The sequence below is a fragment of the Natrinema sp. LJW11 genome, assembly GCF_056135975.1.
Genome location: NZ_JBWBDM010000007.1, coordinates 282,843 through 296,781, shown reverse-complemented (window position 1 = coordinate 296,781; position 13,939 = coordinate 282,843). Strand labels below are relative to the sequence as shown.

At 55.6% G+C, this 13,939-nt stretch carries 11 protein-coding genes and 1 pseudogene; 5 read left to right on the top strand and 7 right to left on the bottom strand.

What is annotated here, in order from left to right; genetic code table 11:
* Positions 1 to 218 precede the first annotated feature (218 nt).
* From AC0QDI_RS19335 to AC0QDI_RS19315, 5 genes are all read right to left on the bottom strand, one after another.
* Complete coding sequence (locus AC0QDI_RS19335) at positions 219 to 371, bottom strand: helix-turn-helix domain-containing protein (RefSeq protein ID WP_474670938.1); 153 nt, start codon at positions 369 to 371, stop codon at positions 219 to 221.
* Positions 372 to 1,137: 766 nt separating this feature from the next.
* On the bottom strand, positions 1,138 to 1,557 hold the full coding sequence (locus AC0QDI_RS19330) for a GlcG/HbpS family heme-binding protein (protein ID WP_474670936.1): 420 nt from the start codon (positions 1,555 to 1,557) through the stop codon (positions 1,138 to 1,140).
* Positions 1,558 to 1,660: 103 nt separating this feature from the next.
* Positions 1,661 to 2,092 carry a hypothetical protein gene (locus AC0QDI_RS19325; protein WP_474670934.1) on the bottom strand — a complete coding sequence of 144 codons (432 nt, stop codon included), beginning with the start codon at positions 2,090 to 2,092 and terminating at the stop codon, positions 1,661 to 1,663.
* A gap of 15 nt (positions 2,093 to 2,107) precedes the next feature.
* Positions 2,108 to 2,620 (bottom strand): aromatic-ring-hydroxylating dioxygenase subunit beta, encoded by a 513-nt coding sequence (locus tag AC0QDI_RS19320; RefSeq protein WP_474670932.1) that lies wholly within the window; start codon positions 2,618 to 2,620, stop codon positions 2,108 to 2,110.
* A 1-nt stretch (position 2,621) separates the two neighbouring features.
* Positions 2,622 to 4,007: an aromatic ring-hydroxylating oxygenase subunit alpha gene (locus AC0QDI_RS19315; protein ID WP_474670931.1), complete on the bottom strand. Its 1,386-nt coding sequence runs from the start codon at positions 4,005 to 4,007 to the stop codon at positions 2,622 to 2,624.
* A gap of 586 nt (positions 4,008 to 4,593) precedes the next feature.
* Here AC0QDI_RS19315 and AC0QDI_RS19310 point away from each other — a divergent pair.
* A complete protein-coding gene (locus AC0QDI_RS19310; RefSeq protein ID WP_474670929.1) occupies positions 4,594 to 5,241 on the top strand; it encodes a helix-turn-helix domain-containing protein in 648 nt (215 codons plus the stop codon).
* A 60-nt stretch (positions 5,242 to 5,301) separates the two neighbouring features.
* Here AC0QDI_RS19310 and arcD read toward each other — a convergent pair whose 3' ends face one another.
* Positions 5,302 to 6,774, bottom strand: a complete 1,473-nt coding sequence (gene arcD / locus AC0QDI_RS19305; protein WP_474670928.1) for an arginine/ornithine antiporter ArcD — start codon at positions 6,772 to 6,774, stop codon at positions 5,302 to 5,304.
* Positions 6,775 to 7,107: 333 nt separating this feature from the next.
* Positions 7,108 to 8,083 (bottom strand): annotated as a pseudogene (locus AC0QDI_RS19300) (IS1595 family transposase).
* Positions 8,084 to 8,423: 340 nt separating this feature from the next.
* Here AC0QDI_RS19300 and hutU point away from each other — a divergent pair.
* The 4 genes from hutU to hutH are packed head-to-tail and all read left to right on the top strand — an operon-like array spanning position 8,424 to position 13,857.
* Positions 8,424 to 10,169, top strand: coding sequence for a urocanate hydratase (hutU, locus tag AC0QDI_RS19295; RefSeq protein WP_474670926.1), 1,746 nt, complete (start codon positions 8,424 to 8,426; stop codon positions 10,167 to 10,169).
* Positions 10,162 to 11,076 (top strand): formimidoylglutamase, encoded by a 915-nt coding sequence (gene hutG / locus AC0QDI_RS19290; RefSeq protein ID WP_474670924.1) that lies wholly within the window; start codon positions 10,162 to 10,164, stop codon positions 11,074 to 11,076. The genes hutU and hutG overlap by 8 nt, the downstream gene beginning before the upstream one ends.
* Positions 11,073 to 12,290 (top strand): imidazolonepropionase, encoded by a 1,218-nt coding sequence (hutI, locus tag AC0QDI_RS19285; RefSeq protein WP_474670922.1) that lies wholly within the window; start codon positions 11,073 to 11,075, stop codon positions 12,288 to 12,290. Before hutG ends, hutI begins: the two co-directional genes overlap by 4 nt.
* The gene (gene hutH / locus AC0QDI_RS19280; protein WP_474670920.1) at positions 12,283 to 13,857 is read left to right on the top strand and encodes a histidine ammonia-lyase; all 1,575 of its coding nucleotides are present in this window, start codon (positions 12,283 to 12,285) and stop codon (positions 13,855 to 13,857) included. The genes hutI and hutH overlap by 8 nt, the downstream gene beginning before the upstream one ends.
* Positions 13,858 to 13,939 lie beyond the last annotated feature (82 nt).

Genomic DNA, 13,939 nt, shown 5'->3' with positions numbered 1-13,939 from the left:
TCACAACAGCGATTGATACTGCTCTTGATCAACTCTCTATCCCTAAAGTGAGCAATTATTTCTAACGCCTACTATAGGTCTTCGTTAGCTGGGCCCGGTGGGAAAATACGTTTACTGCTATCACTATCGTTAAATAGGGATAGGGATGACAGACGAATGATTCTCTACGCTTTTGCTTACGGGCTATTAACAGGTTTTATATCGAACTCAACTGTTATCTAAATCATATGGTATACTTTTCCTTCATTCATAAGATATCCATTTTCGATAAGGGTTCGTAGGCGTATATGAATTGTACTTCTTGCCATCTCTAACTCAGAAGTTAACTCATCTAATGTTACACCGCCTAAGTTTTGGATTGTCTCTACCAATAAGAGCGATCATTCCGTAGTCTTCGCTGTTTGCTTGCTCATACCTCCCATTATCCATAGATGTATATAAGAATTCAGTTATTTATAATCACTAAATAGGAGGGGAACGGATAAGCTCTGTTCAAACAGAGCGCTCATAGTTTCCCCGTAGAATGGGGTATCGGTATGAGTCACTGTCTCCTCGAGACCAACACCACTATCCGTCCGACCTATCTGTTCGCTTCGACTGGGAGCGCGTCAATGATCCCGATGAGAAAATCGGGCGGTAGTTCCTTCGAAACCCGAAGACAGTCCGCGGAAAACTCGAGGCTACGATCGAAGGGTGGAGCGCCGTTGACATCCCCTGATCAATCGTTCGCGTGAACAACATCCCTCGTAATCACATTGCCGCGTGGGCAAGTAACGAACGACAGATCTCGGTTGACTGATCTCGGTCGGGGGAAGATCATCGAAATGGAGAAGCGTCAAACTGTTCGCTCGAGAGAGCAGCATATCGCTGTTCCGAGCCTCACCGTATTCTTTAGGACCCTGAGGTCGGCTAGGTAGCCACTCAATGCATAGAGTGACTGTTTGTTGCAGTCATGTTCCGGGGCGTCGAAAAAGTCACGGGTAGTATTGAGGCATCGTCTCGATTTATCACGGGATTTCTCAGCAAACTTGGTAAGGTAAGCGTATGACTGTTCAAGCTGTTCGAGTTGTTTCTGCACTCAGCTAGCCTGCAAATATATTTATTGACTCTCAATCCCGTGAGTTCGTGCGGATGCCGTTACTCGATCAGTTCGTCGAACTTCTTGACGGCAGTCTGTGCGATCTCGACGTCCTCGTCGGGCATGCCACCGCTCGACCCGACCGCTCCGACAATTTCACCGTCGTCTTCGAGAGGGAAACCACCGCCAAAGACGACGAGCCGCCCCTCGTCGGTTGTCTGGAGGCCGTACAGTGGGCCACCGGGCTGGACTGCTTCCGTGAGTTCGTGGGTTGGCATCTCCAGGCCGGCCGCCGTGTAGGCCTTGTTCCGAGAAATGGTAACGCTCGGCAGCCACGCGCCGTCCATCCGATGCTGGGCAATGAGGTTGCCCTCGGCGTTCGCCACCGTGAGTACCGACGGAACGCTGATCTCTTCGGCATGCTGTTCGGCCACTGCTATCATCTGCGTTGCCCATTCAAGCGGGATGGTTGCTACCATTTTGCATTTATTCGTTCTCGATCACTATACAAAAGCTCAAATGCTCCATATGGAATAGAAAATAAAATGTTATACATTTTAAATAATGTCCATTTTTGAATCTTCATTCATTTAAGTCGGTCTTGACCCACTGTGTGATGAGGTCGTGATCCTGCTTGGCGAGGGTTTCGAGTTCAACAGGACAGAGTCGAATCGACTCGCCCTGTTTTTCTGCTTCGAGATCGATCCGGATACCTGCCTCCATATGCGTCTCGTAAACATCGATAAACCCGAACTCATTCGAAATGGTCGTCAGTCGGGTTCGGTCGAGCGGGTCACCCTCTTCAATGGGCGACCGCTGAGCGGTGTCCACCCCTGATAGGACGGTAAGCGTGTCGTTCTCTTGCCAGGTGAGGGCTTCCAACGCGACCGCGTCTAAACGAATCGACGTAGTGGGCGTTTCGATTTCGAGACGCTCGCCCTTCGGCGTTTCAATCCGGTTGAGCCGTATCGTGTCGCCGTTCGCAGCCAGTTTGGTGAGTGGTATGAGGTTCATGTTGGTACTCTGGGCTCAAAGGAAGAACGACAAGTTACGAGTCGCGAGAACCGTCTGGTCGAGATACACCGTCCGCTTGGCTAACTTGAACTCACCATCGACGCGACGGAGTCGGTCCTCTCGTTCACCGACGATGAGGTCGTGATCGGCGGTATCGCCCTGGCTCCGGTAGAGCAACAGGTTGCTCTTCACGGTAACGTCGTCCGTGTCGTTGTTCGAGAGTTCGCTCGCTCGAACATTAGAGACAAACCGACGCGTCCGTGAGGGGGGGTTCTCTGCCCACGCGTAATCGTTATCAAAGCGCTCGACGCGCGTCGAAAGCGTTCCGTGGTCGTCGCGATAGAGAAAGCCCTTGCCACTGAACTCTGAACGCTCGGAACCTCGCTCGCGTGTCACCCGCCGCGGAACGCGATACTCGACGTCCTCAGTAAGCAGCTCGAACCAGTCGTGGAGGCGCTTATCGTCGAGTAATTCTGCCTCATGATGAAGGAACTCCTCGCAATCGAATCGTAGCTCGTGGTTCGTCATTTTATGCACCTCGATGTTCTGAGTCGGCGCCCGATCCGTCGATACGCTGACCGGTCATCGTACGATACCAGCTCTGATAGAACGTCCGCATCGTGCCGTCCTCGAAGGCGGAGTTGATAACAGTGCCTGGACCATCCCATTCATCGGAGATGTCCTCGGCATTCCCCATCCCGCCCATGTTCATCTGGTAGTTCGATTGGCGATTGGTTCGCCGCGTGAACGAACTCCCTGCAGCTTCGGTGATACCATCCCAGACGGCGAAGTCGTCCACTTCGAAATTCCCAGAGACGCTGAAGGTCGTGATGCCGGTGTCGTAGGCTTGGTCTTTGAACTCCTCAGAAGCGTTTTTCGGGACGAGAATCCAGTTCCAGATCTGGGTTCTATCTGGGGCGACCGGCTGCCACTTACGAATTGTTAGGAATTTCGTCATTTCCCGGTTGTTCGGATCGGCATTTTTCAGTGTGTTGTTGAACGAGAGGTTCGGGAAAACGGTGCCGACGATGGACACGTGGTTTTTTGCGATTTTGTACTGTAACTCCGAGAATTGTTCGTCGGTGAATATTTCCTCCGGGTATCCCCCGGGACTCTCCTCGAAGTACGAGAACGAACACGAGTGACCGTCACAATCGATCACGTCGAGAGAGGTCCGGTTGCCAGCGAGCGCCGTCAGATCTGAGGGGAAGATGTCGAGGTCCATTGTCGACTTGTGTGCAGCAGGCACGTGATAGGCGTCACCAGTAAAATTGTCCGCGGCAATCTTCCAACTCGTATCGGCCTCCCAGCGAATCGGCTCGCCGATGACCTCTAGGCCACCCTCAGCGAAATTCACGGCGATATCGAGATACCATTTGAAATCGCCGAGGTACTCTTCGAGTGACGGTGTGTCTTTGGAGAGACACGCGAAGACAAGCCCTGCATAGGTGTCGACCTGCGCTGGCGACTGGAGGGCGTACTCACACGTATCCAGCTCCTTGTAGCACTGTTCTTTGTGCGGAACGCCGACGAGTTCGCCAGTGTTCTTGTACGTCCAGTTGTGGTAGGGACATCGGAAATGGCTCGTGTTCCCCTGCTCCGCCCTCACCACGGTAGTGCCACGGTGCCGGCAGGCATCGAACAGCACCCGGATTTCGTCGTTCTCGTCGCGAACGAAGATGACGGGGTTGTCGGCAATGTAGCGCTTGGCGTAGTCGCCCGGCTCCGGAATTTCTGATTTGTGACCGATGAATACCCAACTCCCGCCGAACACCCGCTCGCGTTCCAGTTCAAATATCTCCCTGTCGTTGTGGATTTGTGTGGGGATCTCGCCGGTCTCCGAGACCTTTCCTACGTCGTCGATAACGGACTGTATTCTATCCGGAACACCCTCCTGAATGGTCTCTGTTGACATACTCTATCTTTCGTTATCGTTTCGGGTAGCCCTGCCTGCTCCACATGGAAATCCTTTATACGCAATCGATGAGACCGTCGGTTGAGAATGGGACCCGACCTGCTTGCGGAAGCAGTTCAGCAGTTTCGAGTGGAGGAGGGTTTCGTCGACAGTTGTCCTTGTGTTCAACTCGCTGGAGTGTCGATTCGATGGTCTCTGACAATATCCACGCCACGGCGACTGAAAGATCGGAAACTGACGGACGGTTTTTCGCTTCTATCTGGTGTACCCTACTATCGCGTCACATACTACGTACTCAGACAGTTCGATGAAATACAGATGTCTCAGTTGTGATGGATGGATCGACCGAGTCAATGGGTTGCTACAATATGAGAGTTGCCGATAGGACCACAACACGGAGCGAACTGATTGCTCTGATTACGGACGACAAGCGGAAGACTGGACCGCGTGTTGACTCATGCTCGTCAAAGGGTGTTTCGGACCCCATTCGGGCTTGAACCGAACGATGTGTCTCCGTGGTCACGTCCGGGGCAGCTCTAACTTCATCTGGACAATTGCTTTAATACTCCGTCACGAATTGGACTTCATGTACAAGGCAGTGTTCCACATTGACGGTGATAGTCCGTACTCGCAGTCGACGGTGGGAACGGACACGGAAATTAGGCTATGGTGTAATGACCACTGTGACTTACTCTACGTCACCGGTGAGCGACAGGAGGACGTGATAGCTCAGGTTCGCTCGGAGGTGGGTGTGCACGAACGACTCAACGATGGCGACGACGGACAGGTAGTTGTCACGGAGGCGTGTCTGGAAGAAGGGGTAGGCAACTACATCAAACCGTATCTTGTGGCCAACAACTGTCTGCTTTTGCCGCCGTGGCAATACCAGGATGGGATGAAGACAGTTCGCGTGCTTGCGCTCGATCCAGCGAACCTCTCGTCATTCTATCGTGACATCTCGGCTGACTTCACCGTTGTTGTCGAGTCCAAACAAGAACTGGCAAAGGCGGAATCGGAGACACCGATCTTCTCGATGGAGTCATATCTCCCGACGCTCACCGATCGTCAACGCGAGGTGTTTCTCACTGCCCACGAGCGTGGTTATTACGAGATACCGCGCAACACGACGACGACCGAAATCGCCGACGCAGTGGGAGTCGGCCGGCGAACAGTCGAACACCACCTCAGACGCGCCGAGGAGAAACTCACCGATGTGATTGCCGAGCATATCTGAGATGGTACTGCTCCGGGGGGCGACGAGACAGCGGACCCCAATATTGTCGACGAGTATCCGTTAGTCCTCGCCGGCAGCTGACATGGCACCGTCGCCTGCTGGTATAGTACTGGCAGACTCACCGGGATCCTTATACATGATTCGCCAGCCGGTCGCCCCCATGAACAGCAAAACGAGAGGCGAGAGGAAGCCAAAGAAGTAGTAGGGGGCGTACTGCACCGTTGGGACGCCGAGCACCCCGGACATGTAGACCGCCCCACTGGTCCAGGGGACAAGCGCGCTCGTCGTCGTCCCGGCAGCTTCGACGGCACGTGAGAGGTTCTGTGACTTCAGTCCCTGCTCGCTGTAGAGGTTCCGAAGCGACATCCCTGGCGCGACGATACTGATGTATTGTTCGGCCGCGAGAACGTTCATCGAGATGGCCGAAAGCGCCGTCACGCCAGTGGTACTCCCGGCACCGCGACACAGACGAGTTAGATGGTGGGCAAGCACCGCGAGAATTCCGGTTCGTTCGAACATCCCGCCGAGCGAAAGTGCAGCGATGACGATGGTGATGGCCCACGCGGCGCCGACCATGCCACCGCTCTCCAGCAATCCGTTGACGAGGTCCATCCCCGTTTTTGGACCTGTCCCGTATACTGCCGCGTCCCACGCGCCGGCGAAGGGGACGCCCTGTACGAGGATCGATGTCAGGGCACTCGCGAAGACACCCGCACCGAGCGTCGGGACTGCCGGAATCCCATACATCGCAAGCCCGAAAATGAGGAGTAGTGGAACGAAGACGAGCGGCGTTACGACGTAGGAACCTTCAATGGCCGTCTGAATCGCCGCGATACGACCGGCAGGGATACTTCCGGAGACACTCAACCCAAGCACCGCGTACAGTCCGACTGAGATGCCCAACGCAAGCGTGGTGCCGGGTCGCATCGCGCGGATGTGATCGTAGAGGTCGGTGTCCGTCACCGCCGCAGCGAGGTTCGTGGTGTCCGACAGGGGAGACAGTTTGTCACCCGTGTATGCACCCGTGAGGATAGCGCCAGCAGTCATCGGTGCGGGAATGCCAAGACCGGAGCCAATACCGATAAAGGCGACGCCGAGCGCGCCCACCGCGGTCCATGAGGAGCCGATTGACATTGTAATGATTGCGACGAGGATCGCGGTCAACGGGAGGAATATCATGGGAGTGAGCAACTCTACTCCGTAGTACATGAGAATTGGAATCGTCCCTGCCTGTACCAGCGTGGAGACAAGCGTGTAGGCGAGAAAGATGATGAGGATCGCCTGCATCCCCATTAGGAGACTGTCGCTGATGCCGTCGTACAGCTCTTCCCAGAAAATCCCGAGACGATACCGGGCGAACAGACCGGTGAAGGCGATACCCCAGAGCAGGGGAAACTGTGGTCCGAGTCCGAACCCAACGATACCGACGCTGAGAAAAACCACCATTCCGACAATGGGTACGAGCGATTCGACGAGCGATGGTCGATCCTTCGGGGAAATGTCTTCAAACAAACGAGGCTTGAACTCTACCATCGACTTGTTTCCTCTTGCTTCTTCTGTTTGGCCAACCCGATCCCTGCATTCACACTCTCAATGGTGATTGACTGTGTCATGCATGATTTACCATGCCATACACCCGCGAGTATTCACTTATACCATATGGAGAGGCTATTATACGCATGTAGTTATGGCCCGGCCGGATGTGTTATCCTCTGCATTCGAAAGTAACATGTTGAATCCCAGAGGACGGCTACATCGATCTTATGACATTTAGTTCTTCAGGGAACACGCTCTTACACCAGTTTCTAAGTTCGGACAAGCGAATAGAGGTAACATCTCCCGGCGCTTAAACCACGACGCGCGCTCTTATTCAAAGCTCAGGAATGACCCCAGAGCGAGGCAGTTGACAAGGATTTCGAGAGACGCGCCGACAAGGTTCAACGAGCGGACGATGCCGAAGGTGTGAGCGGCCTGCTCCAAGCCGTGCTTGGACAGGCCGCGAAACTTCCGTAGCCACGGTTTGACCAACGAAAACAGACACTCGACCTGGTTAATGTGGATGCCCTCGGGCGAAACAGACGTTTCGTCGTGGACAACGATTTTGTGGTCAAACTCCATTCGTCGGTAAGCTTGGAGACCGTCAGTCCAGACCTTACCCAGCCGCTGGGAGAGGTCTTCCGTCTCCCGCATAACCGGTTCTAGGTCCGTCTCGTACTGAATGTCAAGCTGGCCGCGAATGACTCGCAGCACGTCGCGACAGGCCCAACGAGCGTCACTTGGTCTCCGTGGCGTCCTTTCCAGCGTGAGCGACCCGAACGGCTCGACCCGCCGCGGTGACGGCTGTCACGCGGCGGATCTTGACCTTTGTAGCCTGAGCAAACCGTGCTCGATTCATCGACTTGGATTAGTCCGTTGATCCTGTGTTGAAATTGTTTCCATACGGTCGGGAAACCGCTCTGCATGGCGGTTTCTACCTCTCGGATCGCGTAATAGACGGTTCCGTACGCTCGATCGAACAACACCGCAATCTAGGAGATACTCAGCAACGTGTCCGCGTAGAGAACGAACACAAGAAGCACCTCTCCAGCAGTGAGGTGCTTCTCGTGAAACGGCGTTCGTAGGTGTACACCAGCTTGAAACCACAGTTTCGGCAAATCACACGGTCGGACGAATTCCACGTTTGGATGATCGGATGGTCACAGCTCGGGCAGGTAGTTTGTTCCCAAAATTGCTTGAGTCGCCGTTCGATGCGGGCATCGAGCGGCTCTGTTTCCAGTTTGACTACTCTGAGATCGACAAGGTGGTGCAGCATCCGTCCAAACGCCGACTCCGACGAAGATATACTCGGCTGATATTACGCACCTCACCGTAACTACGAGGTCGTTTCTCAGCTTTGAATAAGAGCGCACGATGCGTTGGTGGGAATATAGGCAGAATAAAATATTCAGCGGATTTGGTTGTTCGACCGCACAGCTATGGTTGAGAACCCGCTGGTACCTGTTCCCTGACGGTCAATTGGGTTCTAAATGGGACTAGACCAAGTATAATATAAAGTATATTTAAGATATTGCTTTTGTCCAGAAGGCTATCTTCTATATGGCGCCATCCTCTCCCTACTTTTATATTCATTTCCAAAGGGAGAGTCCAAGCTATCTGTCCACTAATCTGTGGTATATAGATGCATGAAAGACCCACAGACTGAGAATGAGTTACCGAGCGAGACCGTTACCCCCTCGTCGGAGTGGCTCGAATACCAGGGTTCACCCACTGGAACGGAGGTCGAATGTAAGGGGTGGCGACAGGAGGCTGCACTCCGAATGCTTAATAATAACCTTGACCCGGATGTAGCAGAGAACCCAGAGGAACTCGTGGTGTACGGCGGCACCGGTCGGGCAGCACGGAGTTGGGATGCGTACGATAGTATCCTATCGGAGCTGCGGACGCTCGCTGACAACGAAACGCTACTCGTCCAGTCAGGTAAACCAGTTGGCCGGTTCAAGACACACGAGCATTCACCACGTGTGCTTATCGCGAACTCGAACTTGGTCGGCGCTTGGGACGACTGGGAACACTTCCACGAACTCGAATCGAAGGGACTCATCATGTATGGCCAGATGACCGCTGGCTCATGGGCATATATCGGAACACAGGGCATTATCCAGGGGACCTTCGAGACACTGGCTGAGGCGGCTCGCCAACACTTCACCGAGCAGGAGGGGCTTAAAGGGACGATCACGGTTACCGCTGGCCTCGGTGGTATGGGTGGGGCCCAACCGTTAGCTGTGACAATGAACCACGGTGTGTGTATCGCGGCCGAGATCGACGAACACCGAATCAACAGGCGGATCGAGACGGACTACTGTATGGAGAAGACGGACGACCTCGACAAGGCAATCGAACTGGCCGAAGACGCGGCAGCGAACGGTGAGCCGCTCTCGATCGCCCTCCACATGAATGCCGCCGAGATGTTTGACGGACTGCTCGAACGCGACTTCATCCCAGATATCGTCACTGACCAGACGAGTGCACACGACGAGCTAGAAGGATACTATCCCGCGGGTTACACTGTCGAAGAGGCCGACGCGTTACGCGAGTCAGATCCCGATCGATACGTCGAAGAGAGCCTTGACACGATGCAACGTCACGTCGAAGGCATCCTCGAAATGCAAGAGCGCGGTTCGGTGGCCTTCGAGTATGGAAATAACATCCGTGGACAGGTCGAGGAGCATCGAGAGGTAGCGAACGCGTTCGATTTCCCAGGGTTCGTTCCGGCATACATCCGGCCCCTGTTCTGCCAGGGGAAGGGACCCTTCCGCTGGGTTGCCCTCTCTGGAGACGAAGCGGACATCCACCGGACTGACGACGCTATCAAGGAGCTCTTCCCCGAAAAAGATCAACTGCACCGTTGGATAGACCTCGCACAGGAACAGGTCTCGTTCCAAGGTCTTCCCAGCCGCGTCTGCTGGCTCGGCTACCAGAGCGACGATGGATTGACCGAGCGTGCGCGGTTCGCGCTCCGAATCAACGAACTCGTCGACGAGGGCGAGATCTCGGCGCCGGTCGTCGTCACACGCGATCACCTTGATGCCGGCAGTGTGGCTAGCCCGAACCGAGAAACTGAGGCTATGCGAGATGGTTCCGACGCTGTCGCTGACTGGCCCATCCTCAACGCCTTGCTTAACTGCGCTGCTGGCGCCGATATTGTCAGTGTCCACGACGGTGGGGGAGTTGGTATCGGAAACTCTCTTCACACTAACAACCATGTCGTCCTCGACGGCTCTGACCTCGCTGCTGAAAAGGCGCGACGCGTATTTACGACTGACCCCGGCATGGGTGTAATCCGCCACGCTGACGCTGGGTACGACGAAGCGCTCGACGAAGCAACGAATTCGGACGTTCACGTCCCCATGCGGAGGACGAATGAGTAATTTCACCGCACCACCGGACTGGTCGGGGCCGTCGTCTGACTCCGTAGACGAGCAGTTCGGCGACGTCGTCAGCGGGGCCAACCTCGATACCGCTGAAGAGTTCGACGCAGTCCTCGTCGGCGAACCGTATGACGGCGCGGTTATCTCCCGGCGCGGCGCTGCCGAGGGTCCCAAAGCCCTTAGGAACGCGCTGACAGGGGTGAAGACCCATCACTTCGATAAGGGGCCCATCGATGGCGTCGCTGATCTCGGAGATGTCGATGTACCCACAGGTTCAGTTGCCGAGGTACAGGACGCGGTTCGGGAGGTTACAGGGTCGGTTCACGCACTCGACGCGCTCCCAGTCTTCCTCGGTGGCGACAACTCATTGACTGTCCCGAACGTCGATCCGCTACTCGAGGATTCGAGCGTCGGTGTCCTTAATGTTGACGCTCACCTTGACGTTCGAGAGATCAGAGACGGACCGACCAGCGGGACGCCCTACCGCCAGTTGCACGAGGCCGGACTCGACAGCTACGCTTGTATCGGCGCTCGGCACTTTGAGACGAGTACGGCCTATCACGACTACGTACGCGAAAATAGTGGAACGGTCGTGACTGCTGAGGAGGTTACGGCGGACCTCGCCGAAGCTGTCGATCGGGCCCTCTCCGGTCTCGATAACGTCGATCGTATCTATTGCAGTGTTGATATCGACGTTCTCGATGCGATCTATAGTGGTTCTAGCGCTCCGACGCCCGGTGGACTGCTCCCACGCGAACTGTTCCGACTCGTTCGTCTTGTCGCCAACGACGAGCGAATTGCAGGCTTCGAACTTGTCGAGTGTGCGCCGCCACTCGATGCTGACGGGAGAACCGTTGCAGCCGCAGCACGTACCGTGGCGCACTTCCTCTCGGGGTGGTCAGCATGATCGACCTCATCGTCTACGACGCATCACAGGTCGCAACTCCGACAGACAACGGTGAGATGGTGACGATCCGAGACGGTGCCGTGGCAATCAAAGACGGTGTCATCACTGCGATCGGGCCGACCGAGGAAGTCACACGCGAACACCCTCCAGAGAATACTACGAATGCCATCGACGCTGCCGGAAAAACGGTTCTTCCGGGATTCGTCGACCCACACACACATGCCGTGTTCGCTGGCGACCGTGCCGACGAGTTCACCGCGAAACTCGAGGGAGTAGACTATCAGGATATCCTCGAGGAAGGCGGGGGCATCTTACAAACTGTGCGAGCGACGCGTGATGCCTCCCACGACCAACTCGTTGAGAACCTTCTCGCACATCTCGACGTCATGCTCGCCCACGGGACGACGACGGCCGAGGTAAAATCTGGCTATGGACTCGACCTTGAGACGGAAGTGAAGATGCTCGAAGCAATCGACGAGGCGGCCGATCAGCATCCGGTAGACGTGGTGCCAACATTTATGGGCGCTCACGCTGTGCCCGAAGACACGAACGCCGATGAGTACGTCGACCGGGTCGTCGAAGAGCAGTTACCCGTAGTAGCGAAGAACAACCTCGCCGAGTTCTGTGACATCTTCTGTGAGGAGGGCGTCTTTTCTATCAATCACTCCCGTCGCGTCCTCAAAGCCGGGTTGGAACACGGGCTGAAGCCGAAAATCCACGCCGACGAGTTCGAGCGACTCGGCGGATCACAATTGGCTGCCAACATCGGGGCCACGAGTGCGGATCACTTGCTACAGTCAACCGAGGCAGACATCGCAGCGCTCGGCGAAGCGGACGTAACCCCCGTTCTCCTCCCGGGGACTGCGTTTTCGCTCGCGACTGACTACGCTGATGCAACGGCCTTCGAAGCGGCTGACGTTCCGGTCGCTATAGCGACCGATTTCAATCCGAACTGCTACTCACAGAGTATGGAATTCGCAATTGAACTCGCTTGCAACGGTATGCGTATGACACCCGCGTCGGCTATCCGTAGTGCAACAGTTACGGCTGCGAACGCCATCGACCGAACGGACGGCACGGGTACTCTTCAGGAGGGATCGCCCGGTGACTTAGTCGTCGCCGACGTGCCCGACTATCAGCACCTTCCATACAATTTCGGTGTACAAAATGTCCAAACCGTCGTAAAGCACGGGGAGGTGGTCCACCGTGACTGATGAACCTGTCGTCGTCGACGGAGAGTCACTCACACCAGATGCCGTCGAGCGCGTTGCACGGCACGATGCCACTGTTCGAGTCCCAGAGGAAGTTCGTGAGCGCGTTCGGAAGTCGCGCGAGCGCATCATCGACATCGTCGAGTCTGGAGAGGCAGTCTACGGTGTGAACACGGGATTCGGCGAACTCGTCCAAGAACGGATACCCGAGGACGATATCGAAACGCTCCAGCAGAACCTCGTTCGGAGTCACGCTGCCGGAACAGGCCGCGAACTCGCCCCGGAAGAGGTTCGTGCGATGCTCGTCACTCGGCTTAACGCGCTGGTGAAAGGGTACAGCGGCGTCCGGGAACGAATCGTTGACGTTCTCGTGAGAATAATAAACGAAGCGGTCCATCCTGTCGTGAAGGCCAAAGGGAGTCTCGGTGCGAGCGGCGATCTCGCACCTCTCGCCCATCTTGCTCTCGTCGTCACTGGAGAGGGTGAAGCCACTGTGGATAGTGAGCGTCTTTCGGGAGATGAGGCTTTGAAGCGGAAGAACATCGAACCAGTGACACTCCGTGCGAAAGAGGGATTGGGACTCATCAATGGGACGCAGCTGACCGTCGGGCTGGCCTCTCTCGTCGTCTGTGACGCTGAGCGTGCGATGCGTGCAGCGGATATCGCCGGTGCGATGACCACGGAAGCAACGATGAGTACGACTGCGAGTTCACATCCCAGTATCCAGCGCGTCCGGCCACACCAAGGACAAACCGAAAGTGCGGAGAACATCCGGCGGCTTACTCGGAACTCCGAGATCGTTGAGTCGCATCGTAACTGTGATCGAGTGCAGGACGCGTACTCGCTCCGCTGTCTACCACAGGTACATGGTGCGATCCGGGATTCGATCCAGCACCTCCGCGAGGCTGTCGAGACGGAACTCAACAGCGCGACAGACAACCCGCTTGTGTTCTCTGCTGAAGATGCGGACGACCGTGCAAGCGGCACTGAGCAGGCCGCCATCCTCTCAGGTGGGAACTTCCACGGACAGCCGTTGGCCCTTCGGCTGGATTACGTCACAAGCGGTCTCGCGGAATTAGCATCGATCTCGGAGCGGCGGATGGATCGAATGCTCAACCCTAACGTTCAAGAAGCGCATTTACCACCATTCCTGACTGAAGGGAGCGGTCTTCGCTCGGGGTATATGATCGCTCAGTACACAGCAGCGGATCTTGTGAGCACGAACCGCTCACAAGGACGTCCGTCGATGGACAGCATCCCCGTCAGCGGGAATCAAGAAGACCACGTCAGTATGAGCGCACAAAGCGCTTACGTCACGAGAGAAACGGTCCAGTCTACGCTCCGTGTCGTTGGGATTGAACTGGCCTGTGCGGCTCAGGCACTCGACTTCGTAGAGGACCTCACACCCGGTGTCGGGACCGGTGCAGCCTATCAGACAGTTCGCGAATATGTCCCTCATCTTGACGAAGATCGGCCGATCCATCAGGATATCGAGTCTATGCTAGTGCTCCTGCACTCCGATACGTTACTCGACGCCGTCGAGACAGCACTTGACGAACCGCTATCGTAATGGCGATATTCTGTTTTTATGGACCGCACGTCTGCTATAGTCGATATTAAAAATAACGCTCTTCTGAAGGATTGTTGGTGAG